This is a genomic window from Thiocapsa imhoffii (genome assembly GCF_016583985.1).
Classification (GTDB): domain Bacteria; phylum Pseudomonadota; class Gammaproteobacteria; order Chromatiales; family Chromatiaceae; genus Thiocapsa; species Thiocapsa imhoffii.
On the sequence record NZ_NRSD01000002.1, the window covers coordinates 26,896 to 51,589 of the forward strand.

Annotated in this window: 19 protein-coding genes; 8 read left to right on the forward strand and 11 right to left on the reverse strand. The window is 63.9% G+C overall.

Annotation, left to right across the window (positions count from 1 at the left end):
• Positions 1 to 71: 71 nt before the first annotated feature.
• The 4 genes from CKO25_RS02625 to CKO25_RS02640 all read left to right on the forward strand — a co-directional run bounded on the left by CKO25_RS02625 (position 72) and on the right by CKO25_RS02640 (position 4,553).
• The gene (locus tag CKO25_RS02625; protein ID WP_200386381.1) at positions 72 to 1,622 is read left to right on the forward strand and encodes a cryptochrome/photolyase family protein; all 1,551 of its coding nucleotides are present in this window, start codon (positions 72 to 74) and stop codon (positions 1,620 to 1,622) included.
• A gap of 235 nt (positions 1,623 to 1,857) precedes the next feature.
• The gene (locus tag CKO25_RS02630) at positions 1,858 to 3,177 is read left to right on the forward strand and encodes a protoporphyrinogen/coproporphyrinogen oxidase (protein WP_200386382.1); all 1,320 of its coding nucleotides are present in this window, start codon (positions 1,858 to 1,860) and stop codon (positions 3,175 to 3,177) included.
• 153 nt (positions 3,178 to 3,330) lie between these two features.
• Positions 3,331 to 3,987: a c-type cytochrome gene (locus CKO25_RS02635; protein WP_200386383.1), complete on the forward strand. Its 657-nt coding sequence runs from the start codon at positions 3,331 to 3,333 to the stop codon at positions 3,985 to 3,987.
• A 62-nt stretch (positions 3,988 to 4,049) separates the two neighbouring features.
• Positions 4,050 to 4,553 (forward strand): DUF302 domain-containing protein, encoded by a 504-nt coding sequence (locus CKO25_RS02640; protein WP_200386384.1) that lies wholly within the window; start codon positions 4,050 to 4,052, stop codon positions 4,551 to 4,553.
• A 165-nt stretch (positions 4,554 to 4,718) separates the two neighbouring features.
• Here the strand turns inward: CKO25_RS02640 and CKO25_RS02645 are convergent, their stop codons facing one another.
• The 7 genes from CKO25_RS02645 to CKO25_RS02675 all read right to left on the reverse strand — a co-directional run bounded on the left by CKO25_RS02645 (position 4,719) and on the right by CKO25_RS02675 (position 13,670).
• On the reverse strand, positions 4,719 to 5,576 hold the full coding sequence (locus CKO25_RS02645) for a phosphatase PAP2 family protein (RefSeq protein ID WP_200386385.1): 858 nt from the start codon (positions 5,574 to 5,576) through the stop codon (positions 4,719 to 4,721).
• A gap of 121 nt (positions 5,577 to 5,697) precedes the next feature.
• Positions 5,698 to 7,317 carry an ArnT family glycosyltransferase gene (locus tag CKO25_RS02650; RefSeq protein WP_200386386.1) on the reverse strand — a complete coding sequence of 540 codons (1,620 nt, stop codon included), beginning with the start codon at positions 7,315 to 7,317 and terminating at the stop codon, positions 5,698 to 5,700.
• Positions 7,314 to 8,327: a glycosyltransferase family 2 protein gene (locus tag CKO25_RS02655; protein ID WP_200386629.1), complete on the reverse strand. Its 1,014-nt coding sequence runs from the start codon at positions 8,325 to 8,327 to the stop codon at positions 7,314 to 7,316. The genes CKO25_RS02650 and CKO25_RS02655 overlap by 4 nt, the downstream gene beginning before the upstream one ends.
• 172 nt (positions 8,328 to 8,499) lie before the next feature.
• Entirely contained in the window at positions 8,500 to 9,090 is a 591-nt protein-coding gene (yjgA, locus tag CKO25_RS02660) for a ribosome biogenesis factor YjgA (protein WP_200386387.1), read from the reverse strand.
• A 228-nt stretch (positions 9,091 to 9,318) separates the two neighbouring features.
• Positions 9,319 to 11,070, reverse strand: a complete 1,752-nt coding sequence (gene recJ / locus CKO25_RS02665; RefSeq protein ID WP_200386388.1) for a single-stranded-DNA-specific exonuclease RecJ — start codon at positions 11,068 to 11,070, stop codon at positions 9,319 to 9,321.
• Positions 11,070 to 12,998 carry a M48 family metallopeptidase gene (locus tag CKO25_RS02670; protein ID WP_200386389.1) on the reverse strand — a complete coding sequence of 643 codons (1,929 nt, stop codon included), beginning with the start codon at positions 12,996 to 12,998 and terminating at the stop codon, positions 11,070 to 11,072. Before CKO25_RS02670 ends, recJ begins: the two co-directional genes overlap by 1 nt.
• Positions 12,999 to 13,076: 78 nt before the next feature.
• A complete protein-coding gene (locus CKO25_RS02675) occupies positions 13,077 to 13,670 on the reverse strand; it encodes a LemA family protein (RefSeq protein ID WP_200386390.1) in 594 nt (197 codons plus the stop codon).
• Between the two features lie 431 nt (positions 13,671 to 14,101).
• Here CKO25_RS02675 and CKO25_RS02680 point away from each other — a divergent pair, with 431 nt between their 5' ends.
• Positions 14,102 to 15,343 carry a bifunctional alpha/beta hydrolase/OsmC family protein gene (locus tag CKO25_RS02680; protein WP_200386391.1) on the forward strand — a complete coding sequence of 414 codons (1,242 nt, stop codon included), beginning with the start codon at positions 14,102 to 14,104 and terminating at the stop codon, positions 15,341 to 15,343.
• An 85-nt stretch (positions 15,344 to 15,428) separates the two neighbouring features.
• On the opposite strand, the gene CKO25_RS02685 is transcribed toward CKO25_RS02680, so the two are convergent.
• The gene (locus CKO25_RS02685) at positions 15,429 to 17,021 is read right to left on the reverse strand and encodes a glycosyltransferase family 39 protein (protein ID WP_371829694.1); all 1,593 of its coding nucleotides are present in this window, start codon (positions 17,019 to 17,021) and stop codon (positions 15,429 to 15,431) included.
• Between the two features lie 444 nt (positions 17,022 to 17,465).
• Between CKO25_RS02685 and CKO25_RS02690 the strand changes: the two genes are divergently transcribed.
• Both CKO25_RS02690 and CKO25_RS02695 read left to right on the forward strand, forming a co-directional pair.
• Entirely contained in the window at positions 17,466 to 18,590 is a 1,125-nt protein-coding gene (locus CKO25_RS02690) for a glycosyltransferase family 2 protein (RefSeq protein ID WP_200386393.1), read from the forward strand.
• Positions 18,591 to 18,836: 246 nt separating this feature from the next.
• Positions 18,837 to 19,379, forward strand: a complete 543-nt coding sequence (locus CKO25_RS02695; protein ID WP_200386394.1) for a glutathione peroxidase — start codon at positions 18,837 to 18,839, stop codon at positions 19,377 to 19,379.
• A gap of 30 nt (positions 19,380 to 19,409) precedes the next feature.
• Here CKO25_RS02695 and ybiA read toward each other — a convergent pair whose 3' ends face one another.
• Entirely contained in the window at positions 19,410 to 19,871 is a 462-nt protein-coding gene (ybiA, locus tag CKO25_RS02700; protein WP_200386395.1) for a riboflavin biosynthesis intermediates N-glycosidase, read from the reverse strand.
• A 297-nt stretch (positions 19,872 to 20,168) separates the two neighbouring features.
• Between ybiA and CKO25_RS02705 the strand changes: the two genes are divergently transcribed.
• Positions 20,169 to 23,231, forward strand: coding sequence for an ATP-binding protein (locus CKO25_RS02705; protein ID WP_200386396.1), 3,063 nt, complete (start codon positions 20,169 to 20,171; stop codon positions 23,229 to 23,231).
• A 121-nt stretch (positions 23,232 to 23,352) separates the two neighbouring features.
• Here CKO25_RS02705 and CKO25_RS02710 read toward each other — a convergent pair whose 3' ends face one another.
• Together CKO25_RS02710 and CKO25_RS20975 are read right to left on the reverse strand one after the other, a co-directional pair.
• Positions 23,353 to 23,847, reverse strand: coding sequence for an HdeA/HdeB family chaperone (locus CKO25_RS02710; RefSeq protein ID WP_200386397.1), 495 nt, complete (start codon positions 23,845 to 23,847; stop codon positions 23,353 to 23,355).
• A 139-nt stretch (positions 23,848 to 23,986) separates the two neighbouring features.
• Positions 23,987 to 24,529, reverse strand: a complete 543-nt coding sequence (locus tag CKO25_RS20975) for a hypothetical protein (RefSeq protein WP_242467356.1) — start codon at positions 24,527 to 24,529, stop codon at positions 23,987 to 23,989.
• Positions 24,530 to 24,694 lie beyond the last annotated feature (165 nt).

The window sequence follows — 24,694 nt, forward strand, 5'->3', positions numbered from 1 at the left end:
CCTGCGCGCACCCCCACCCGCCGGCCTCTCCTCAACATCAGGGTGAGGGACCGGCAGGGATCACCGATCCGATGGTCATGAGCTGTCGTCACCTCGTTTTGGTGCTCGGCGATCAACTCGATCGCCAGTCGTCGGCCTTTCAGGATTTTGATCCGGCTCTCGATTGGGTCTGGATGTGCGAAGCACTCGAAGAGTCGATGTTGGTTCCGGTGCATCGGGCACGCATCCTCTTGTTCCTCGCGGCAATGCGGCAATTTCGGGCCGCACTGGAGGACGCGGGATGGCGTGTCCATTACCGGTCGCTGGAGGTCCAGGGTGATCCGTCGCTCGGTGCTGGTCTGGAGGCGGCGATCGCGTTATTCCGGCCGCGGCGACTGATCCTGACCGAGCCGGGCGAGCATCGGGTCAGCGCCGCTCTGCAGGCCGTCGCCGCGGCGGCCAATATCCCGCTCGAGTGCCGCCCCGATCACCACTTTCTCTGCTCGCGTGAGTCCTTCAGCGACTGGGCAAGCGGGCGCAAGGTCCTGCGTCTGGAACATTTCTATCGTCATCAGCGTCAGCATCATGCCATTCTCATGACCGCGGGCCCGACTGGAATGGAGCCGGTCGGCGGGCGCTGGAATCTTGATGCGGAGAACCGCAAGGCGTTCGGTCGCAAGGGCCCCGGCCTGGTGCCACGCCCACTCGGTTTCACGCCGGACCAGGGGACGCGTGACCTGATGCGGCATATCGAGCGGATCTTTCCGACCGCGCCGGGCCGCCTGGCACACTTCGATTGGCCCCTGAATGCCGATCAGGCCAATGCCGCGCTTGATGACTTCATCCGCCACCGCCTCGCGGCCTTTGGTCCCTGGCAAGACGCCATGTGGAGCCATGAGCCCTATCTTTACCATGCACGCCTCTCGGCGGCCTTGAATCTGAAATTACTCGATCCCCGCCAAGTCATCGCGGCGGCGGTCACCGCCTTCGAGACCCAGCAGGCCCCGCTCGCCTCGGTCGAAGGCCTGGTGCGGCAGATCCTGGGCTGGCGTGAGTATGTGCGCGGCGTCTATTGGCTCGAAGGTCCCGCCTATCTGGAGTCGAACGCCCTCGACGCTCACCAACCGCTGCCGGACTTTTACTGGACTGGCCAAACCGACTACGCTTGTCTGGGTGCATCGATCGGTCAGGTGCTGGAGCTGGGGTATGGTCATCATATTCAACGATTGATGGTGACGGGGCTGTTCGCCCTGCTGCTCGGAGTGGCGCCGCGCGCGCTGCAGGCTTGGTATTTAGCGATGTTCGTTGACGCGGTGGAATGGGTCGAGGCACCGAACGTGATTGGCATGAGTCAGTACGCCGATCACGGGCGTCTGGCCTCGAAGCCCTATGTGGCGACCGGTCAATACATCGCGCGGATGAGCAACTATTGTCATCAGTGTCGCTATGATCCTAAAGCATCGCTCGGCGACCGGGCTTGCCCCTTCACGACGCTCTATTGGGATTTTCTCGCGCGCCATGCTGGGCGCTTCGCCTCGCACCCGCGCACGGCGTTACAGTGGCGCAATCTGGCGCGTCTGGACGCGGAGCGACTGACCGCCATCCGCCGGGGTGCCGACGCGCTGCGTCGGTCACTCGCCTGATGCACTCGCCTGATGCACCCGCTGGCGGCGAGCCGTGACCGGCCCGGCAGGCGGACGCTGCCATGGTGCTGTTTCTGCGCGGAGGGTCCGTGATGACGGTGTGGCGTGCCGCGACGACCCGGCAGGACCTCGGTAGGGCGTGTCAAGGTGGTCAAGGCGAGAGTGGTTGGGAGTGTGATGGCATTCAGCGCGCCACGCAGTGGCCTGGGGTGCGTCCCCTAGAGGAGGGATCGGCATGAGTGAAGAGGTGATTGTCGTCGGTGCTGGCCTCAGTGGATTGGCTTGTGCCCGCTCACTCTGTGAGCAAGGGCTCAACCCGTTGGTCCTAGAGGCATCCGATGCCATCGGTGGACGGGTCCGAACCGACGCGCAAGAGGGGTTTCTGCTGGACCGTGGCTTTCAAGTACTCCAGACCTGGTATCCCGAGGCGCGCCGGGCCTTGGATACTGACGCCCTGGATCTGCGCCCCTTCTATCCTGGAGCGCTGGTGCGAGCCGAGGGGCGAACGCATCGGGTCAGTGACATTTGGCGTCGCCCCCTGCGCCTTCCGGAAATGTTGGTCTCCCCGGTCGGGAGTCTGGGCGATAAGCTGAGGCTCTTGTCGCTACGCCGGCGTTGTCTCCGGGGCGACCTCCAGGATCTCTACGCGCAGTCCGAGTCGGAGGCGGCGATCTGGTTGCGTGATCTCGGGTTTTCCCCGCGCATGATCGAGCGGTTTTTTAAGCCGTTCTTCAGTGGCGTCTTCTTCGAGCCTGAGCTGAATGTGTCCTCCCGGGCCTTGGCGTTCGTGTTCCGGGCCTTCGCCCTTGGGGACACCGCGTTACCCGCGCATGGCATGGGCGAGATACCAGCGCAGTTGGCACGGACGATCCCGGCCGATCGCATCCGTCTCAATGCCCGCGTGGAGCGGATCCTGGACCAGCAGGTCATGCTTGAACACGGCGAGCGGCTGCGCGCGCGCTATGTGATGATTGCGACCGAGGGCAGCGAAACGGCACGTTTACTGGGTCGGCCGAACAGTCTCGCCGTCTCCGGACGCGGGACGACCGCCTTGTATTTCAGGGCTGAGACCGCGCCCTTTGCCGGGCCGTATCTCATGGTCAATGGCGAGGGCCATGGACGCATCAACAGCCTCTTGTGTCCAAGCAATCTCTCCGAGCACTATGCACCCGCTGGCACGAGTTTGGTCACGGTCAATGTTCATGGCGCCGATGAGCATCCCGATCTGCTCGAAACCGAGGTGCGCCGTGAACTGACGCAGTGGTTCGGTGATGGCGTGCGTTCCTGGCGACGCTTGGCCGTCTATCGGATTCCACGTGCCTTGCCGGTCCAAACCCCGCCGGTGCGTTACCCCGGGACGAGCCGACTGCGTCGCAGTGATTGGTTATGGACCTGTGGGGAGTATGAGTCCGCGCCCTCGATCCAGTGGGCGCTGCACTCTGGGCGGCGCGCGGCGGAGGAGGTTCTGCACCATCGGCTCGGTGCCCCGGAGGTGCCCGCGCCCGAGCCAGTCCCGTCCAGCGCGACCCTGGCGGTGCCTGAGTCTCACGGATGAACCGAACATCGGGGTGCGAAGGTGCCGAAGAGTACGCATCACAGCCCCGTTGAATCGAGAAAAACCCAGATACGTGAATGGGTTGCACACCCGCAACGGATCTCCTATCGTAGCGGTTCACGATAACGATCATCACTACCCGGAGTTTGGAGCATGAGATCTTCGATGGTGCGTACACTGGCTCTTTCCGTTGCCGCAGTGGGCTTCCTGGCGGCACTCCCCTCCCTTGCCGTGGCGACAGCGAATGAGCCGGAACTCGAGATCGATCTCGAACTTGGCCAGCGTCTGCACCGCCAGTGCGCGCTGTGTCATGGTCAGTTTTCTCAGGGTATTCTCGGCGGTAAGTATCCACGCCTGGCCGGCCAGCACGACTACTATCTGCTGAAATCCTTAGTCGACTACCGTGATGGCAACCGTGAGCATGCCGCGATGGTGGTGGTTGGTGGGATGCGCGGTCTGTCCGATTCCGATCTTGCGAGCCTCGCCGCCTACATTGCGGCGATTGATCTCGACGAGGTTCATCCGCTGATTGTGCCCACGCCCGAAGGCGCGGATGTCGACAACGGCTCCTCGCTCTACCGCAGCGATTGTCGCACCTGTCATGGTCGCGAAGCCGAGGGGAATCCACGTCGGGAGAGTCCGCGGCTGTCCGGTCAGTATGATGGGTACCTGTTCCGGCAGATCGAGAAATTCAAGGCGGGTCAGCGCGTGCATGCCAATGATCCAGAAGACGAGACGTTCGCGGCCTACAGCGACCAGCAGATTCTCGATATCGTGGGATTTCTGACGACGCTTGACGACAAGGACTGAGGGTTGGCATCGCACACGAGGAGTCGAATAACAACTGATTATAATGGCTTGAGGATCGAAGAATGAAACAGCTAATGCTTGTCGCCGTGCTTGCCCTGGTCGTGAGTGCCCCGCTGGTTGCCGAACAAGAGTTACCAGAGGTGAGGATGTCCGATGTCGAGCATTCCGTGCTCAAGCTCGGTTTGGCGCCTGGCGTGACGGCGGACGATGCCGGACAGGCCATGTTATCGAAGGCGGTCGAGCTCAACATGCGCCTGGTGGCGCACTTGAACGTGGGCCAGGAGGTTGGGTCCCGCGGGCTCGAGACCATGCGGCTCGAGATCTTCCAATTCTGCAATCCAGAAGACGCCGTGAAGATGGCGCGTTTCAACACCATCTTCGCCGCCTACATGCCCTGCAGTATTGCCTTGGTTGAAGATGAGGACGGCCGGATTTGGCTGCAGATGTTGAATCTTGACATGTTGATCAGCGCCTACGATCTGCCGCCGGAGTTACAAGCACTCGCCCTGACGGTGAACGGGCAGATGCTCGACATTATCGCAGCGGGGGCAACCGGCGAATTCTGAGCGAGGAGTCCGGGCCAGGCGGGTGCTGATGTCCCTATGATCGGCTGCCCAGCGGGGTGAACCGGGCCCATGTCGGCTCGGTTCGGCAGACAGGAGTCGGGCGCCCATGACGGTTTGGCGACTGTATGTGCGCCGCCATCCACCCGCGGGTCCGTGTTCCGGTCTCTAATACAGCGCCTGTCGATAACGCTGCCAGGGGCCGATCAGGTACTGAGCGATCAGGATCAGGAGCACGCCAACGGCAATTAGCATTTGGAGCCCGGCCGCGGCCGGATAGCCTCCATCCGAAAAAAAGAGCGTGAGGGTTAGGATCACGCCGACCACGACGATGAAGAGGTGTACCCCGCGATTCGTCGCTGGCCCGGGCCAATGGGCCGCCAATCTTAGTCCGACCCAAGCCGCCACGGCGCCGATGGCCAAACCAGCGGCCACGTCGATGGGCCAGTGTACGCCGACCGCGACGCGACTGATGCCCACCACGATGGCGAGCAGGACCAGGATCAGGCGCGTCTTCCAGGTGCCCGCGATCGACAACAAGGCCCCGAAGAAGACCGCGGCGGTTGTGGTATGCCCGGACGGAAAGCTGGTGCGGCTGCGACTCGCACCGATGAGGTTGAAGCTGTCGGCGGCGAGCACGGCTGGCGGACGGGCTGAATCGACCCAGATCTTTAGGCCGCGACTGATCAGCGCGGCGATCACGGCCCCGATCAACAGAGCCCAGAGGAGCCGCGGATAGCGCCAGGCGAAGAGCAATGCCAAGGCGAAGGCCACGCGCTCATCGCCCAATACGGTCAACCATTGCCACAACCAGTCCGGGGCGACCGCCGCCGCTTGGTTGATCCGCGTAAACCCTGCCTCGTACCCGTAAGCGCCATAGAGCAGGACTCCCACGGTGAGTGCGACGAGGGCCCCAGGCAAGAGCCAAGCCACCCCACTCACGGAACTGGTGCGGTTGGTTTCGGCATGACGGATCAGGGTCTGACCGAGATCGCGTCGCCAGAATTCAAGCCAGTCTCCCGACATCTATCATTCTCCCGCTGGGTTCCTTGGATCAGACGACCGCGCGTCCCCCACCGGCATCATCTTGCACAGTGGGCGCGTGGGGATGGTGAGTCAGTGCCAGCCAACCGCTTGGCATCAGGCATCAGGGATCAGGGCGTTGTTCATCACTGGTCATGACCAGCGCGACCGGGCCGCGTCGGTAAACGACATCCTGTTGGAGTTCGGGGAATGCCGCCGCCAGATCCTTCAGTTTATCCACCCGCACGAACACCAACTCACCCGGCACGGGCGCACGTTGAGGGGTGATGGCGTCGCGATACACGCTGAAACTGGGCATCGAGGTGCGATAAACCACGGTTGGCAAATCGAGCCGTTTGGCAAGCAGACCTGCCTCCTTGACCGGTGCTTGCATCACCTCGAGGACGCGCGGAACCAAGACACCATAGACGATAAGGGTCTGCAGCACACCCGCCAGCACCAGCCGCTGCCAGAGTGCGGGTCGCGACCAGAGCGCAAGGGCCAGCGTCGCCGCCAGACCAATGAAGACGGTAACGAGATAACCAGCGCCGAGTTGCGACTGGGCATCCTGGAACATGGCGAGCTCGTGCGCCTTGCGGGCCGAGGACTCGGCGAGGTCGACGAGCAACGGCAGCGTCAGGAGAAGCGCCAGAAAGAGCAGGGGTGGGGCGAAGGCCAGCCAGGTTTGAGTCAAACGCTGACGATGCTTGGCCATCAGGATAAAGAGCGGTGTGGCACCGTAGAGCAGGTAATGCGGCAGTTTGGTGCCCGAGAAGGAGAAGAACACGAAGACGCTGAGGAACCAGATCCAAAGAAAGCGTTCGAGTGGGTCGGACCAGGCGGCGCGCAGATCGGGAAGAAGCCGCAGGAACCAGCCGGTGAAGGGGAGCAGGATGAGCGGCAGCATCACGACGTAATATCCCGGAAATCCGGCATGGCCATGCATGGCCTCGCCGAAACGGCCAACATTGTGTTCGAGAAAGAAGCTGCGAAAGAAGCCCGCGCCATCGTCGAGATAGACCGCCAGATACCAGGGCAGGGTAATCGCGAGCCAGAGCAGCCAGCCGCTGGGTGCGAATGCGGCCCTCAACCAGCGTTGCCAGGCGCCCTGCGACCAGAAAAACAGCAGGCTGACCAGGACCGGAAACAGCATCGCGACCGGCCCCTTGGTGAGAAAGCCGAGCGCCATCCAGAGAAAGGCACGTCGGACCAAGCGCCGAGCGCGCGTGGGTTCGCTCTCCAGAAAATACCGATAGATCTCGAAAAAGGTCAGTGCGATAAAGAGGTTGAGTAGGGCGTCGGCCACGGCGGCCTTGCCGATCAAGGACACTTGCAGACTCAGGGCCATCACCAGACCGGCGACGACCGCGGTGTCAGCATCCAATCGTGCACGCACGAAGCCCCAGACGGCCATCACCCACAGGGTCGCGGCCACCGCGGAGGGGAGTCGTAGTGCGAATTCATTGAACCCGAGGAGCTGAGTCGAGGCGGCCTGGAGCCAGTAGATGAGAATCGGTTTGTCGTAGCGTGGCTCCCCATCCTTGTGTGGCGTGATGTAATTGCCGCTGGCCAGCATCTCGCGGGTCGCCTCGGTGAAGGCGCCCTCGTCGAGGTCATACAGCGGGCTTGCGCCGAGTTGCCAAAAGAAACTCAAGAGCACGACCGCCGCCAGCAGCCAGGGGGATGTGAACAGGCGGCTGAAGCGTTGTCCGGGTTGAGGCTCGGCTGAGGTTGGCGGGGTCATCTCGGTTGTTTCCAAACGGCTGTCGTTGGGTCCGACTCCCAGCGAACGCGATGATGGGTGCGCGCGCCCGAGGCATAGAAGATTCGTGTCAACATCTCCGCCAGGACTCCAGTGGTGAGGAATTGAATTGCCGCGACCAGGAAGAGGATGGAGATGACGAGCATGGGGCGGGCGCCGATGTGCTGCGACAGGACGAACTTGGCCCACAGCAGGTCTGCCATCATGAGCGCTCCGATGGTGCCGAAAATGAGTCCGATGCTGCCGAAGAAATGACCGGGCCGCGCACCGAACCGCAGGAAGAAAAAGGCCGCGAGCAGATCGATCATGACCCGAAAGGTTCGCGAGATCCCATACTTGGAGGTCCCGAAACGGCGTGCCTGATGCGTGACCTCTGTCTCGCCGATGCGGTGCGGGGCGGTCACGCTCGCGACCCACACGGGGATGAAGCGGTGCATTTCGCCCAGTAAGGTGACTTCCTTGATGACCTCCGCGCGATAGATCTTGAGACTGCAGCCGTAATCGTGAAGCGCTAAGCCAGTAACTTTTCCAATCAATGCGTTGGCGATCCTGGAGGGGAGTTTCCGCATGACCACGGCGTCTTGGCGCCGGCGTCGCCAGCCTTGTAACAGATCCAGATCGCGTTCCAGCAGTTCATCAACCATGCGGGGGATGTCGGCGGGGTCGTTCTGCAGATCGCCATCGAGGGTGGCGATCAGCGTTCCACGCGCCACATCGAAGCCGGCCTGCATGGCGGCCGTCTGTCCAAAGTTTCGTCGCAGGATCAGCACGCGCACATGGCGACCATACTGCAGCGCGCTGGCCTGCAACCGCGCACCGGTCCCATCGCGACTCCCGTCATCGACGAGGATCAACTCCCACGGGCCGCCGTAGCCGGCGAGCGCCTCATGCACCCGGGCGAGCAGGGGATCGATGCTGTCGATCTCCTGATAGAGAGGAATGATCACCGACAGGGGCGGGCGCTCTTCGCCGGGCCCTGTGCGAGACACCATTGGAGCGGATGGCTGCGAGGGTGAAGGCGGCAGGTCGGTTGCGTTTGGCATGGATGGTGGTTTCCGGCTCGTTCAGGCCAACAGAGCAATACACCAAAGGCGATCGGCGATGGTGTGTTGGAGCCTCGTGCGCGAGGATAACAGGCCGCGCCGCCAAGGCGTGTGCGGATGGTTAGGACGCGGACGCAGGTGGCGTCGCGGATGCTTCAAGGGAATCGTCGGATGCACCCTGAAGGGCGTCGCGCAGAAACCTGAAGAGCTTGCGGGGCGCATCGGCTCGCCCACGGTTCTGATCGCGCTGGGCGGCACGGATCAGCGTGCGCAATTGTTGGCGATCCACCTCGGGGCACGCCGTGATGAAGTCGCTGAGGGCACCCTCCTCATCCGCGATCAAGCGTTCCCGCCAACGCTCAAGGGTGTGGAGTTGATCCGCGGCGGCGCGTGCGCGGGCATCGGAGTCCTCCATCAGCGCGTGCACGGCGCTCATGTCTTCGCGTTCTAGGAGATTCGCGATCCGTTTCCAATGGCGGCCACGGGCACGGACGTCCTTGATGCGGGAGGTTTCATCGAGTGCGCTCCAGGTCGCGGCACTGAGTCCGAGTTGTTCGAGTTCGACCCGCGGCATCCCCGCTAAGCGCTCGGCGAGTGCTTGCAGCGCATGCTTCTCGCGCTTGCGCTGGCTTTTGCTCGGTCCGCGTTCCTCGTCCTGGTCGGCGTCGTAGAGGTCGGGGGCGTCAAGGTCGTCGTCGTTCAGGTCCGTCATGATCGGGGTATCAGGTGGATATTGGAGGGGTTCGATCGGGTCGCGCACGCTCCGGTCCTCGGTGCCTGCGTCCCTGGACGCTGTCATCGCCCATCGTCGAGCTCCGACTAGTATACCCAGGACGCGGGCCGGCACCGCAGCGCTGATTCGCGACTCAAGTCGCGGTCGTCGCCGTGCCGGTCGGGCTGTGGCAGCGGTGCGTGCTGGGTGCCCCTTGTGCCCATGATGCTAGGTGGGCGTCGGCTCGAGATGTTCCAGGATGAACTGAGCGGAGTGGGCGCCGCGATAGGTGTTCACATCGAGCCGATAGGCCAGGTGAACGGCACCGACAGCTTCGCTGTGCTGGTCGCCCAGATGGAAGCCGATCGCGTCGATGGGGCCTGGGTTCGGCGCCGCGGTCTCACCTTGATCGATGGGGGCGGCGAGTCGCAGCTTGAGATGGCGTTCGCCGACCACGCGGGCTTCGAGAACCTCGAAGGTGCCATCGAAGCGGGGCTCGGCGAAATCCTTGCCCCAGGGCCCCGCAACCCGCACGGCCTCGGCCGTCTCCAGGGTCATCAGGTGCGCGGGCAGGGCGCCGTCGGAGCAGATCTCCGGTGTGGGCGGGTGATCGCCGAGGAGCTCGCGCACGGCGGCGTCGAAGGCGGACTCGAACGCTGGGAGCGCGACCGCACGCAGACTCAGGCCAGCGGCCATGGCGTGTCCGCCGAACCGCTCGATCAGGCCGGGATGCTGGTGGTCCACGCGGGCGATCAGGTCGCGCATGTGGACCCCGGGGATGGAGCGGGCGGAGCCACGCAGCATGCCATCACCACCAGGGGCGAATACGACTACGGGACGGTGATGGCGCTCACGAATGCGAGCCGCGAGGATCCCGGAGACCCCTTGATGCCAATCCGCTCCAAAGAGACACAGACCGCATGGAAGGTGCGTCCCGTCGAGCGCGAGCGCGTCAAGGTGTGCCTCGGCCTGATCACGCATGGCCACCTCGATTTCGCGGCGGGTGCGATTCATGGTATCGAGGCTGCGCGCAAGGGTCATGGCGTGCTCGGGATCCTCCGCGAGGAGACACTCGACCCCCACCGACATGTCCTGAATGCGTCCGGCCGCGTTCAACCGCGGGCCGACATGGAAGGCCAGGTCGTTCGCCGTGGCGCGGCGCGGATCCCGTCCCGCGATCCGCAGCAGGGCCAACACTCCAGCACTGCAACGGCCGGCACGAATGCGTCTCAGACCTTGCTCGACCAGGATACGATTGTTGCGATCCAGCGTGACCACGTCGGCGACCGTGCCGAGGGCAACCAGATCCAACAGGTCAGCCAAATTGGGCTCCGGGCGCATGGCACCGAACCAACCCTCGGCACGCAGCGCGGCCCGCGTTGCCATCAGGAGATAGAAAATTACCCCAACACCAGCAAGGTGTTTGCTGGGGAAGGCGCAGTCTGGCTGATTCGGATTGAGGATAGCGGCCGCGGCGGGGAGCCGTGGCCCGGGCAGGTGATGGTCCGTGACCAACACCGGGATGCCGAGGCTCCGCGCGTGCGCGACCCCGCTCAGACTGGCGATGCCATTGTCGACCGTGATGAGGAGATCCGGTTGATGGTGCGTCGCGGCATCCACCACCGCGGGACTCAGCCCATAGCCGAAGGCAAATCGGCTCGGTACCAGATAGGAGACCCGGCGGGCGCCCAAGGCGCGCAAGCCGCGGACCGCGGTCGCACCGCCCGTGGCTCCGTCGGCGTCGTAATCGGCGACGACCAAGAGATGGCTGCCACGGCGCAGGTGGTCGGTCAGGAGTGCGACCGCCTGATCGATGCCCAGTAGGCTGGAAGCCGGATGCAATGACGCCAGGCCAGGCGCGGCGGCTTCGGTTTCCGCCAGGCCCCGCTGGAGATAGAGTTTCGACAAGAGCTCGGCAGGTGTCCGGGCCGACGCGAGGCTCCCGGCGCGCGGCGCGCGGCGAATGCGTGGTCTCACCATCAGCTCAGGACGGGCATCGGGACATGCAGGGCAGCGGAGATGGCGCGCAGGAGTTCGAGCTCGGTCGGATTCACACCGGCATATTGCGCGCAGGCCAAGAGTGCGCGCAGCAGTTGCTCCTTCTCGTCCATGCGCAGGCGGTCCAGCCGCGCAAGGGCCCGATCGAGACGATCGGGCCAATCCACCGCCCGAATCGGCTCGTGCGTTTGCGGCCGCATGTTGAGCGCCGCGAGGCCAGCCGCAAAGGCGGCGCGCGCGGCCGTTGGCTCGCGGTTGCCGTGGATGGCCAGGATCAGCAAGACATCATGGATAGCAGCCGGCTCTTGGCGCAGGCGCGTCCCCCCCGCATGGCTGACGCGGCTCGGTGCCATGGCGTCCTGGATCTGCAGGCTCAGGAGCCGCGCCAGGACATACTCGAAGACTTCGACGCGGCCGTCCGCATGGATCAGTTGATCGACTAGGGTCATCAATTGTTCGAGTTCGGACTCCGGGCGCCGCCGCAGACTGGGGAAGGCAATCTCCAGCAGCGGAATACGCAGATCCGCCGCGAGGCTTGGAACCGTGCTCAACAGCGTGCCCACGTGGCGTTCGCTCTCCGCGCCGAGCGTGCTCGCAATCATCAGCAGTTGGTTGTCGCGGATCTCGGGTTCGGCGTCAATCAGGAGATAACAGACCAATGGCACGACCCACTCGGTGGAACGGGCGGCGCGTGCCAAGGGTTCCGGGAGGGCACGGGTGAGCCGCGCGGCGGCCTCGATCTGACTCGTGTCGGGGCGTCCGATCCGGTCGATCAACTGGCTGGCATCACGGCTCGATTCGGGTTCCACCCCCGGCTGGCTGGACGCCGTGAAGCCGGCGCTGCTCGCGATGGCCGCTGCGCCCGCCGAAGACGGGGTCGCGGCACGCGCGCCCGGGTGCGCGAGACTGGAGCGTAAGGTTTTGAGTTCGGACGGGTCAAAGTTAGGTTCGATGGCCCGAATGCGGTCCAGTAAGGGCGGATGGGTGGCGAGCAGCCGGTTGGAGAGCCCCGCGGCGAAGAGCATGTGCCCCACCTCCTCGCTGTCGCTCTGTAAAGTCGAACCGGCCTGTAAGGCACCGATCTTCTTCAATGCGCCGGCGATGCCCGCCGGGTCACGGGTGAATTGCACTGCCGAGGCGTCGGCGAGAAATTCACGTTGCCGCGAGACCGAGGCGCGGATCAGGCGCCCGAAGAACAGACCGATGTAGCCGGTGATGACCAGGGCGAGGCCGACGGCCACGACGACGGCGGTCTCGCGACTAGCGCGCGCGCGCCGCGCCGCCAGCAACAGCCGGCCCAGCATCGCCAGCGCCAGGATCCCGAACAGAATGCCGATTAAGCGAACATTCAGACGCATGTCGCCGTTGAGGATATGCGAGAACTCGTGGGCGATGACCCCCTGCAACTCGGCGCGACTCAGAGTCTCGAGCGTGCCACGGGTGACCGCGACCGCCGCATCGGCAGGCGAATAACCCGCCGCGAAGGCATTGATGCCGGCCTCTTGCTCAAGCACATAGATCTGGGGGACGGGCACCCCGGCGGCAATCGACATCTCCTCGACCACGTTGCGCAGGCGGAGCAGTTGTGGGTCCGTGGTATCGGGTGGCACCAAGACCCCACCCAGTCCCTGCGCGACCTGACCGCCACCACCCCGCAGGGTCAGAATGCGAAAGAGACTCGCCAACGCGATCGCGCCCGCGGTGAGGAACGAGATCCAGACCAACATCCAGCCGTGCTCGCGCAGCACGTCTGGCGAGACGAGTCGCCCTTGCGGATCGGTGCCCAGGCCGAGGACGGCCAGCGCGGCGAGGTTGATGGTCAGGATGATACTGATGACGGCCAGCGCGAACAGCACGACGAGGAGTCGTGTGCGCCGTCGGGCCTGATCTTGGCGCTCGAAGAAATTCATCGATACGATCGTCCGCGACTGGTTGCTGCGTGCCTCACCCCGCGCTGGCGCGGGGTGATGATGACGAGCCGGGTCGGGTTAGAACGAAACTTGGACGGCTTCACGTTTCTCGGGCGCCTCGATCTCCAACAACTGTGCCCGTGTGAAACCGAATCGTTGCGCGATCAGATTGTTCGGGAAGACCTCGCGCAGGTTGTTATACCCCATGACGGCATCGTTGAAGGCCTGGCGTGCGAAGGCAACCCGGTTCTCCGTGCTCACCAGTTCCTCGGACAGTTGCATCATGTTCTGGTTGGCCTTGAGATCCGGGTAGGCCTCGGAGAGCGCGAACAGCCGTCCGAGCGCACCCGCGACGCCTTGCTCAGCCTGAGCGAGCATCTGCACGGCCGCGGCATCCCCGGGATCGGCCGAGACCTGCTTGAGGCTGCTCACTGCCTGATTGCGCGCTTGGATGACCGCCTCGAGGGTTTCGCGCTCGTGGGTCATATAGCGCTCGGCGACCTTCACCAGGTTCGGGATGAGATCGTAGCGGCGCGTGAGTTGCACGTCGATCTGCGCGAAGGCGTTCTGATAGCGATTGCGACCGGCGATCAGTCGGTTGTAGATCAGGACGGCAAAGATCACCAACACGATGATCAAGCCGAGTAACACCCATCCCCAGCTGAAGCTCATGGTTCACACCCCCCGTTCGTTATCTCTGTCGGTTGAAGCCTTTGGTGCATAGGGTTCGCGCCCCGATGCAGGATCGGCTGGCCTGGCGCCAGGATCACCAGCCCCACTGATCGACCTCTTGTGGGGCGGCCGGCCATGGGCGCGGCGGGGCTCTGTTCACCGCGATCCCCGGTCTCGCGCGGCGACGCGCTCAGAATCGAAACAACCGCTTGAGCGCGTCCTAGCCAGCGCGAGCGCCCGCTACTGGTTGATGATGAGAAGACAAGGCTAGCACAATCACACCAGGGTCGGTCGAGTCGGGCGCCGTGACGCGGCTGCGCCATCCGTCCGAGGGCGCGGTCGTATCCCAGATGACGACCGGATTGACTCCGGCTGCGCCCGCGTCCAGCATCCTGTGGAAATCATCGAAGCGATCGACTCTGAGGACCGGTATGGCACGCATCAGACTCGCATTTCCGAATGCCGAGGGGCAGACCCTGGTCGGGCTGCTAGAGACGCCGCCTGAGCGGGTGGCGACGGCGCGTTACGCCCTCTTCGCGCACTGTTTCACCTGCAGTAAGGACATTGCCGCGGCAACCCGGATCAGCCGCGCCTTGGCGGCCCGTGGCATCGCCGTGTTGCGGTTCGACTTCACCGGCCTTGGCAACAGCGACGGTGATTTCGCCAACACCAACTTCTCCTCGAATGTCGCCGACCTGCTGGCGGCCGCGCGCAAACTGGAACAGGATTACGCCGCGCCGGCCCTGCTGATTGGTCATAGCCTCGGCGGCGCCGCCGTCCTGGCCGCCGTGCATCAGTTGCCGTCAGTCGAGGCGGTGGTGACCATCGCCGCTCCAGCGACCGCGGCGCATGTGCAACACCTCTTCAGTGGGGCGCGCGGCCAGTTGCAGGAGGTCGGGGAAGCCGAGGTGCAGATTGGTCTGCGCCGCTTTCGCATCCGCAAGCAACTGCTCGAAGACTTGGACCAATACGCCTCGGCCGATCACATCCGGCACCTCAATCGGGCCCTGCTGGTGTTTCATTCGCCACTCGACACCGTTGTCTCGATCGAGGAGGCGGCGAAGATCTATCGTGCCGCGCGCCATCCCAAGAGCTTCATCTCGCTCGACAAGGCCGATCATCTGCTCACCAATCGCGAGGACGCCGAATATGTCGCCGAGACCCTCGTTGCCTGGGCGAGCCGCTACCTGGATCTTGCCCGTCATGAGTTCGAGCAGAGTACCGGCACGGCGCCGAAGGTGGTGCCCGGGGAGGTCCTCGTCACCGAGTTGGAGAGCCAATTCCTACGCGGGCTCTACACGGAACGCCACCAATGGTTGGCCGATGAGCCCAGGGCTCTGGGCGGGACGGATCAGGGACCCAACCCCTACGAACTCCTGTTGATGGCGCTTGGTGCCTGCATCTCGATGACCTTGCGTCAGGAGGCCACGCGTCAGGGATTCGCCGTCGATGACATCGAGGTCCGACTCAGTCACACGCGCACGCATGCCCGGGATTGCGAGCACTGCGAACGCGACGACAGCGCCCTCGATCAGATCCGCATCGGCTTGAACCTCCACGGTGCCCTGAGCCGCGAACAGCGTGCGCGTCTTCTTGAGATTGCCAAGCGTTCTCCAGTCTATCGCTCGCTTGTTTCGGGGCCGCGGATCAGTCTCGCGTTCGAGCCAGATTGACGGGGGGTGCTCGTCGGTCGCGGTCACGCGCGCGCCGGGTGCCGAGCGGGTTACCGGGCGCGGTGATGCCGGGGCGTCGGTGTGATCAGCGCGCTGACGGTGCCTGCACAATCGTGTGGCGAGGCGTGGCGCCGTCTGCGGTGTCCACGCCCCGTTTGGGGCGGTAGCGGTGCAGATGCCAGACATGCAGCGGGCGGGCGCAAGGCGCGACGGGTCCCTCGCTGAGTGGGGCGCCCGCGCAATCGAAGAGCGTGCGGCTGGTTTCGCTGGAGAATCCAGTGATGGTTGGTGGATTCCCCGCGACGGTGACCAGCCAAAAGGGTGTTGCGTCTTCTCGAGGATCAATGCGGGGCGCGATCCGGCCTCGCAGATATTCCGATGGGCGTGTGAGCCCGGGCCACTGCGTTGTGTCGAGATCGGGCGCATAAAAACGCAACATCGCGGTCGTCTGATAGCGGTCGGCATGGACGGGAGCGTCGAGATCACGCGCCAGCAGGGCGAGTTCGCGAAATCCATGAGTCTCGCGCAGCACGCGGTTCTGGTGATCGCTCAGCGGGAGTGCCGCGGTCGCGGCATGGACGGCATAGAGGGTCAGCAGGAGCAGGTTGCCCAGGGCGGCGAGCACGACCCAGCGGCGGCGCTCGCGCAGAGGTCCAGTCAGGAGCGCCGCGGCCGTGAGCAGGTAGACGGCCGGCCAGTTGGCCTCGACTTCGCCAATCGTCGCGACCAGGGCAAAGAAGCCGAGCGGCACTAAGGTGGCCGCCCAAAGTAGCGGGCGGGCGTGCGGCTGCGGGATGAGGGTCGCGGTCACGGTTCGCTGCTCCGATGCCAGCCTCAGTCCCGGTGCTGGTCCGCGGGTGGCCCTGATCCGCCATGGCGCGCCGATGCGCTCGCCGAGCACGACGAGAAGGGGTAGTGCGATCAAACCCCAAAGTGCGATCTGGGTGCCGAGATACCCGATGACGGCGCCGAGCCGAGAGGTGAGCGTGCGCGCGTCGCTGCGCGGCGCGCTCGCCGGGTCCGCGCTCACCGGGACGCCGAAGTCCGTCGCGAAACCATGGCCGAGTTGAAAGCGCATGGTCAGCCAGTCGTGCTGGAGGTTCCAGATGATGTTAGGCGCGAAGACCAGCAGGGCGACCAGCGCGCCCAGATAGGGCCAGGGGGTTCTGAGTGCGCGTCGATCGCTGCGCCAGAGGGCCCAGAGCAGCACCGGGGCGATCAGCACCATGGTGTATTTCCCGAGCAAGCCAAACCCCACGGCGAGTCCAGCGCTCAGCCAGCGACGGCGTTGACCAGCCAAGGCTCGTTCACTCTCATGCAGCGCGAGTGCCCAAGCGAGTGCAAGTCCGGTGTCTGGCGTGGTGATGACACCGCCGGTGAATCCGGGCAGGGTGGCATAGAGCAGAATGAGTGCGAGCGCCAGATCGGATGGCCTGGTGAGGCCACAATGGTGGAAAAAGCGCGCCATCACGATCAAGGTGAGTAAACCGGCGACCAGCGTGCCTAAGCGGGCGGCGAGGGCTGATCCTGGGGCCAGCCAAGTCCCAATGCTGAGCAGGGCCACGCCAGGGGGATGGTCGAAATAGCCCCAGGCCAAGCTGCGCGCCCAGTCGGCGTAATAGGCCTCGTCCTGCGTGATGGGAAGTAGCGCGGCGATGACGACCCGCCACAGGACCATCGCCGTGATCAAGATGAGCAGCAGACGCCCACTGTCATCCGACGCAAGTCGAGTGTGCAGGCGACCGTTCGCTGGGATGAGGTTGGGGATGGACATGAGTCTGTGCGCGCGTGATCCGACGTGGTCCGATAGGAGCAGCCCGGTGCGAGTCGTGCGATGACCACGCTGCGGAGGCGTGGCCCGATTGCCATGCCATGCCATGCCATGCCATGCCGACTGCCCGCTGCGATCAGGAATGCGATTGAGTGTCAGCGCGGTGCGCACTAGACTACGGCGCCCGGGCGTTCCGAAACCGGCGCGGGGTGATGCCGGTCGCCGCCACAATGGCCCGGCAGTTTAACCGAAAAGCCCAGAGAGCGGGTCGGTCGGCATGCGTGCCGCGTGATCTGGCCAACCTCTGATCACGCCCAGCTTCGATGTGTCGAGTGACGTCCCGCGGATGCCATGATGGATTCTCTCCCTTGCCCGGCACCGCGTTTGGCGGTGATCGTCCCCACTTACCAAGAGCGTGACTCGATTGATGCGGTGGTCGATCGTGTCGCCACGGTCCTCCAGGGGATCGCTTGGGAACTGATCTTCGTCGATGACGATTCGCCCGACGGGACCGCCGATCGGGTCCGCGCCATCGCGCAACGCGACCCGCGGGTGCGGTTACTCCACCGGATCGGTCGCCGCGGTCTGTCCTCGGCGTGTATCGAGGGGATGATGGCCAGCACCGCGCCGATCCTAGCGGTGATGGACGGCGATCTGCAGCACGATGAGACACTCCTGCCGCACATGCTCGCGGTGCTCGAGCGCGAGCAACTCGATCTCGTCGTTGGCAGTCGTTATGTCGAAGGGGGCGGGGTTGGGGAGTGGGCGGCACAGCGCCAGTCCATGAGTCGGTTGGCGACGCGTCTCGGCCAGGTCCTCCTGCGTGCCGATCTGAAGGATCCGATGAGCGGCTTTTTCATGGTGCGGGCCGTGGTGGTCCAGGCCTGCGTGCGGCGCATGAGCGGGGTTGGCTTCAAGATTCTGCTGGATCTCTTCTCGGCCGCCGAGCAGCCATTGCGGTTTCGTGAGTTGCCTTACCGCTTTCGTCCGCGCGCGGTGGGGCGGAGCAAACTTGACCATGCCGTGGTTTGGGAATACCTGCTGATGCTGGCGCAAAAAATCGTCGGCCCCGTCATTCCGGTGCGTTTCATCGCCTTCTCGGTCATCGGTGGCTTTGGGGTGTTCGTTCATCTCGCCGTCCTTTGGCCCATCCTGCGGATCATGGGGACCGATGCCTTCCTGCTGGGACAGACCGTGGCCACTCTCGTCGCGATGACGAGTAACTTCTTCCTGAACAACCTGCTGACCTACCGGGATATGCGCTTGCGTGGGCGACAGTTGCTCTGGGGTTGGTTTTCCTTCGTGCTGGCATGCAGCATTGGCGCTCTGGCGAATGTTGGGATTGCGAATTATCTCTTCCAGGGAGGGCATTCTGGGTGGTTTTTCTCGGCCCTGGCGGGGATTCTGGTCGGCGCGGTTTGGAATTATGCCGTCACCGCGGTCTATACCTGGAAGCGGCCGCGGGCCTCGGCCTGATGTAATCCCGGAGCCACACGGGCCTCTGCGAGCCAGTGCGAGCATCGGTGATGCGCCCCCGACTCACTGTCGAGTCAAGGCCCCGCGGCTGGCGGTGACCCCTGCCCCTGCTTGAGGGCCTCCCGGGTCTGCTCATGGCGCGGGGTTGGCGACCAGATGGCGGGGTTGATGGGCTTGTGTCAGAGCCAAAATTGCCGCATCTCTCGTTTGTCAACCGAATGAACAACAAAACGAGATGATTTGAACATGAAAAGATCAGTCTTTGTCCTGCTCTTGGCGGGATGGCTCGCACCCCACACGCTCTTTGCCGCCTGTGCGCCGGCTCTTGATTTCGAGATGCGTCGGCTTGCCAGCGACGAGACGGTGCGTCTCTGTGATGCCTATCAGGGACAGGTGATCCTCGCCGTGAATACGGCGAGCAAGTGCGGTTTCACGAGCCAGTACGAGGGGCTAGAAAACCTCTATCGCACCTATGGTGAACGCGGGTTGGTGGTCTTGGGCTTCCCCTCGAATGACTTTGCCAATCAGGAGCCCGGAACCGAGGAGGAGATTGAAGAATTCTGCCGTCTAACCTACTCGGTTGAATTCCCGATGTTCGAGAAGGTGCATGTCCGCAAGGGGCCGGCGAGCCCCTTCTATAAGAATCTCGCGAGTGCCACGGGCGTCTATCCCCAGTGGAATTTTTACAAGTATCTGATTGATCGTGACGGAAACGTGGTCGAGAGCTTCAGCAATCGGACCACGCCCGAGAGTCAAGCCATGATCGATGCGATCGAACGTCTCCTCTGAGGCGCCGCTGCACCGCGATCGCATCCGACCTCATGCATGCGTTCGCGCCTCCTCGCGCAACCGCTCGCGCACATCCATTAGGACCTCACCATAGGTGTTGTGGCCGCGGCCGTCGCGGCCACAACCCCAGTAGTAATCGTAGAGGCTGCTCTCGATAATCTGCTTGTCCCCGGTTTGTAGAAGTGCGCTGGCGGCCTCGGGGTGGGTCTGGCAGCGGGTGTAGATTGCGCGGGTCATGTAGAGACGGCGCACCGCTTCCCAATCCGGTCGCCGCTTGCGTTTGTGACGTTTGAATTGTTTATGGGCCTCTGCTGGATCGGCCGCGGTCCGAATCGCCTCGCGGGGCTCCGGGTCTTCGAACAGCATGGCGAGCATATAGTGCTCAGCCGTTGGCCAGTCGAACTCGTCGAGCCTGAAGGGTTGCGAGATCACGCTTGAGAGCGGATTCGCAGCATCGGACATGGAGATATAGAGGCGTGTGTCGTCGCGCATTCCGCTTCCCCCTCGCGTCCGACGCGGGACCGGTGACCCTGGCTACTGATTGGCTCGCGCGGGGCAGTCCACCCGCTCTACCGGCAAGCCGTTGGTGCCCGAATCGGGATTCAGGGCCTTGCACGTCAGCATAGCAAGATCGTGCCCGGGGCCGCACCCATGGCCGGATGCTAACCGCATGGGGAGTCGCGGTGCGGGCGGGTGTTCCCATCGAGCACTTTGCTCCCGCGCCAGCATGCAACACGCGCTATCCTGCATGCCCCAGTCGAACCGGCGTGCAGTCCTCGGGGGTGATGTTTGAAGCGTTTTCTGATCCTCTATCTCCCCGCGGTTGCCTTGGTCGGGCTGGTCACGGTTGGCGTCAGCCTCACCCTCGAACAAATCCATCTTGACAAGTTGCAGGCCGCCTCCGCGAACTTCATCACCAATGGAACCGAGGTGTTGCTCGGCACCCTGGATACACCCTTGGGCCATTTGCGCGGCTTGATCCGCGAGCCGGCGATTCAGCGCGCATTCTCGGTGGATGAATCCGAAGCCCGGATGCTCATGGCGGAGCATCTCCAAACCTTGCTCTACCGCAACGCCGTCTACCAACAGGCGCGCTGGCTGAGTGAGGATGGGGAGGAACTGGTGCGGATCAACCAGGCCGAGGAGGGGCCGGTCGTGTCGCTCTCGGTGTTGCCGGAACCCTCTGCACCCATTGAGATGAGGCGCCTGTCCGAGTTGCAACCAGGCCAGATCGATGTCGCGCGGCTCCTGCTCCCGGCCCCGGGCGCCGTGGCCTCCGACGGCGGCCCGGCCGAGCCGATCCTGCGTCTCATGATCCGCCTGCCGGTCGTCATGGGACGCAGTCAGGGTGCCCTCGCGCTCGATCTCAAGGCCCAGCCTCTCCTAGACCGATTGCGCGCGGGCATCCCCGTGGGTCACGAGCAATACGCAATGCTGCTGAACCAGGATGGCGACTGGCTGCTTGCCCCGCAGGCTGAAATGATCCGGGAGGGCCGCAGCAGGCCCCCGCTGGTGGAGCGTTTTCCCCATGAATGGGCGCGGATCAATGCCGAATCCGCGGGGCAGATCCAGACCAGCAGCGGCTTGTGGAGTTGGTCACGGGTCGACCCTGGCGCTCGGCATCCCGGGCAGGTGCAAACGGCAGAGACCTGGACGCTGGTCTCCCACGTGTCCGCCGCCGCACTTTGGCAGATGCGCTGGCAACAGTGGTGGCCACTGATCCTGATCGCCACCAGCGCCCTCGTCTTGCTCGGCGTGGGCGTGCATTTCTATCGCAAGCTGCTGCTCGAGAAAGAGCTGCGAGAGGCCGAACTGGTCTTGGTGACGGCACAACAACGGGCCGAGGCACAACTCCAGTTCAGCGAGGAACGGTTACGCCTCGCCACCGATGCCGCCGACATCGGTGTCTGGTATCTGGACACGCGCACCGATCGTTTGGAGTGGTCCGAGCGCTGCCGAGTGCATCTGGAACTGCCTCCAGCGCCGGAGTCCTCTCTTCAGGACTTCTACGACCGACTGCACCCGGATGATTGCGTGCGTGTCGAGGCGCTGATCGACACAACAGTGCGTCAACGCACCGACTTCGCGGCCGAATACCGAATTGTCCAGGGCGATGGTCGGCTGCGCTGGATCAGCGCCTTCGGGCGACCCTATATCAACCCGCAGGGCGCTCTGCTCGGTCTGGGCGGTGTCACGTTGGATATCACGCAGCGCAAGCAGGCGGAAGCGAATCTGCGCGAGAGCGAGCGCCGCTTTCGTGAACTCTTCGAAAATCTGCCGATCGCCTACCAGGCAGTCAATGCGCAGGGTCGGTGGCTGGATGCCAATCAGAAGATGGCCGATCTGCTCGGCTTCGAGACGCCCGAGGGGATGCTCGGCCGCAGTTTCCTTGACCATCTCGACGTATCGCTGCGGGAACGCTTCAATGCCGATTACCGGCGCCTCGCGGAGGAACTCGGCATTGATGGCGAGGTGACGCTGCACCGGCGCGATGGCATCGTCCTGACCGCGCTGCTGGCCGGCCGTGTTCAGCGTGACCGCCAGGGCCGCTTCCTGCGCCTGCATTGTCTCCTCATCGACATCACCGAACGGCGTGCCATGGCGGATGAGATCCTGGCCCTCAACGTGGATCTGGAGGCTCGGGTCGCGGCGCGCACGGCCGAGGCCGAGGCGGCCAGCCGGGCGAAGAGCCAGTTCCTCGCCCAAATGAGCCACGAGATCCGCACCCCAATGAATGCAGTCCTGGGGCTGGCGCAACTGCTCGCGCACGAACCGCTCGCCCCCGACCAGCATGAGATGGTGAACCGGATTCAGGGTGCGGGTCAGTCCTTGCTGGGGATCATCAACGACATCCTCGATATCTCCAAGATCGAATCCGGGCAGCTGCGGATCGAGTGGCGTCTGTTCCATCTCGACCGGCTGCTCGCTCGTATCGATAGCCTGCTCCGTTCCACCGCAATCGCCAAGGGTCTGGAACTGCACCTCAGCGTGCCCGATGACACCTTCGGTCAAGTGCTCGGGGACGCATTGCGTTTGGAACAGATCCTCGTCAATCTGATCGGTAATGCCATTAAATTCACCGAACAGGGACGGGTTTCCGTCGCGGTGACCATTCTGAGTCTGACCACTCGCCAAGCGCGCTTGCGCTTCGCGGTTTCGGACACTGGGATCGGCATTGCCGCCGAGGGGCTCGACCAACTTTTCGAGCCCTTCACGCAGGCCGACACGAGCATCAGTCGGCGTTTCGGCGGGACGGGTTTGGGTCTATCCATCAGCCAGCGTTTGGTGGCGCTAATGGGCGGAACCATCCGCGTCGAGAGTACGCCAGGGGTTGGGAGTCGCTTCTGGTTCGATCTCAGCTTCGAGCGCGCCGAAGCCACGATGTCGGAAGCTCCGTCACCCACGGTCACCGCCGTGAGCAGCGGCCCGCGTTTAAGCGGCGTCCGGGTGCTGGCCGTCGACGACAGCGCCTTGAATCGTGATCTGGTGGAGCGCGCACTGACTCGGGAAGGTGCCCAGGTCACCCTCGCCAACGATGGGCAGCAAGCGCTCGATCTGCTGAGGGCTCACGACCATCACTTCGATCTGGTATTGATGGATGTGCAGATGCCCGTGCTGGACGGGCTCGCCACTACCCGCCTCATCCGCGCCGATCCTGATCTGCGGGCACTCCCTGTCATTGCGTTGACGGCCGGGGTGCTCCCCGAGGAGCAGCAGGCGATTCACGAGGCTGGAGCGGATGCTTTCCTACCCAAGCCACTCCATCTGCGTGGGCTTGTCGACACCTTGCAACGGTTCGTCCCCGCGCGCGATCCACCGGTTGGAACAGCGGGTGCGGCACCGCCACCATGACGCCGGTCGCTCCCGTCGGATTCGGACCTGCCACGCGGGAAATCGAGGACGGAGCAAGCGGAAGGTTACCCGATCCGCGAGCACGGATCGGGCATCATCCACTTTGATCTTAGCGCTGAACTTAGAGCTTCTTCATCTCGGCCTTGACCTTCTGCCAGAAGGTTTCCTTGGGCGCCTTCTTGCACTCCTCGATCACGAAGGGGATCACCGTCTCGATCCCCTCGACGTCCACGGACTCGGCCACGGGATCGCCCTCGGCATCATAGGCCACGGCCCAGGACACGGCTTCGGGCTGGAAGCTCTCGTCCAGACCCAGGAACTCCTCGCAGGTCGTCTTGGCGCTCACCTTGTGAGACGAGGAATGTGCACCCGCGTGCGCGTCGCCGGAGGCGATCTTCAGCTTTTCGCCGGTCTTGACCACGTCGGAGGTCAGGTTGTTCGCGGCCTTGAGTGCATCGACCGAGACCTTGAAACGCTGGCCGATCGCGAACAGGTCATCGCCTTCGACCACCACATAGGTTGAGGTGGCCGCGTCATACTTGCCTTCGGCGTGGGCGCGCGGGCCCGTGTCCGCCGCCTGGACGCTTCCAAACGCCAGACAGAGGGTCAGCGCCACGACCGAACCGGCCGTTTTCAGTGCGGATTGACGGGAGGGAGTTTGCGTCTGCTGCATTGCTTTTTTCACCTTGGGTTGCGTTGACGGGGTATGGGTCTTGAGGCGGGAGGCGATGTCGACCGGTCCTGATAGCCGTGGCTCAATAGATCACGGCACGGCGGCAGGTGCGCCGACGCACGCCGGCGAAGGACACCGGGGTGAGTGGCATGCCGATGATGTCGATGAAGAGCGACGCTGCTCCAGCCGCGGCGGGAAGCGTACCCTCCAAAACCCGAACTTGGTAGCTCAGATCATCCCCGACGAGCTCCGGCGCCTGGAGCAGGACCACGTCCTCCATGTCCCGATCCTCGATCCGCCTGGTCCACAACGCCGACCGGATCACCCTCAACGGCGAGTCGATGCGCAAACGCCACGCCCGGACATTGATGCCGAACACTCCCGCCACGTCACCATGCCATACCTGCGTCGCTTTGCTTCGACCGCCCCGGCCGAATGACCGTGGCACGGGTGGCCGAATGCCGGTGGAATCGCCGGCCTGATGTTGGTGGAACAGGTGGCTGAATGGTGTGGAATAGGCAGTGAAGTCCGGAATCAGCTTGTTGTCGATGGTCAGGCTGGGCGCCAGCACGAAAAAGTTGTCGCTGCCGTGGGCCTGATGCAGATAGCTGATGAAGGCACCCATGGAGCGGGGTCTTGCCCACGCCGGTCGCGAGCGCGAAGCACAGCGAGGGGAAGTCCCGCTCGAAATTCGCGACCGAAGGAAACTCGCCGCGGATGATGTCCAGTAGGGAGTTCTGCAGGGGCGTGGCGGTGAGCAGCAGCTTGGGCCGGCCAAGGCCAGATTTAG

What these genes read in the sequence shown, in the direction of transcription:
- recJ (WP_200386388.1), bottom strand. Translation starts at nt 11,070, where the DNA reads ATGGTGAGACCACGCATTCGCCGCGCGCCGCGCGCCGGGAGCCTCGCG.
- CKO25_RS02680 (WP_200386391.1), top strand. Translation starts at nt 14,102, where the DNA reads ATGGCACGCATCAGACTCGCATTTCCGAATGCCGAGGGGCAGACCCTG.
- ybiA (WP_200386395.1), bottom strand. Translation starts at nt 19,871, where the DNA reads ATGCGCGACGACACACGCCTCTATATCTCCATGTCCGATGCTGCGAAT.
- CKO25_RS02695 (WP_200386394.1), top strand. Translation starts at nt 18,837, where the DNA reads ATGAAAAGATCAGTCTTTGTCCTGCTCTTGGCGGGATGGCTCGCACCC.
- CKO25_RS02630 (WP_200386382.1), top strand. Translation starts at nt 1,858, where the DNA reads ATGAGTGAAGAGGTGATTGTCGTCGGTGCTGGCCTCAGTGGATTGGCT.
- CKO25_RS02645 (WP_200386385.1), bottom strand. Translation starts at nt 5,576, where the DNA reads ATGTCGGGAGACTGGCTTGAATTCTGGCGACGCGATCTCGGTCAGACC.
- CKO25_RS02675 (WP_200386390.1), bottom strand. Translation starts at nt 13,670, where the DNA reads ATGAGCTTCAGCTGGGGATGGGTGTTACTCGGCTTGATCATCGTGTTG.
- CKO25_RS02685 (WP_371829694.1), bottom strand. Translation starts at nt 17,021, where the DNA reads ATGGTCCTGTGGCGGGTCGTCATCGCCGCGCTACTTCCCATCACGCAG.
- CKO25_RS02635 (WP_200386383.1), top strand. Translation starts at nt 3,331, where the DNA reads ATGAGATCTTCGATGGTGCGTACACTGGCTCTTTCCGTTGCCGCAGTG.
- CKO25_RS02625 (WP_200386381.1), top strand. Translation starts at nt 72, where the DNA reads ATGGTCATGAGCTGTCGTCACCTCGTTTTGGTGCTCGGCGATCAACTC.
- CKO25_RS02640 (WP_200386384.1), top strand. Translation starts at nt 4,050, where the DNA reads ATGAAACAGCTAATGCTTGTCGCCGTGCTTGCCCTGGTCGTGAGTGCC.
- CKO25_RS02690 (WP_200386393.1), top strand. Translation starts at nt 17,466, where the DNA reads ATGATGGATTCTCTCCCTTGCCCGGCACCGCGTTTGGCGGTGATCGTC.
- yjgA (WP_200386387.1), bottom strand. Translation starts at nt 9,090, where the DNA reads ATGACGGACCTGAACGACGACGACCTTGACGCCCCCGACCTCTACGAC.
- CKO25_RS02655 (WP_200386629.1), bottom strand. Translation starts at nt 8,327, where the DNA reads ATGGTGTCTCGCACAGGGCCCGGCGAAGAGCGCCCGCCCCTGTCGGTG.
- CKO25_RS02650 (WP_200386386.1), bottom strand. Translation starts at nt 7,317, where the DNA reads ATGACCCCGCCAACCTCAGCCGAGCCTCAACCCGGACAACGCTTCAGC.
- CKO25_RS20975 (WP_242467356.1), bottom strand. Translation starts at nt 24,529, where the DNA reads ATGGGTGCCTTCATCAGCTATCTGCATCAGGCCCACGGCAGCGACAAC.
- CKO25_RS02670 (WP_200386389.1), bottom strand. Translation starts at nt 12,998, where the DNA reads ATGAATTTCTTCGAGCGCCAAGATCAGGCCCGACGGCGCACACGACTC.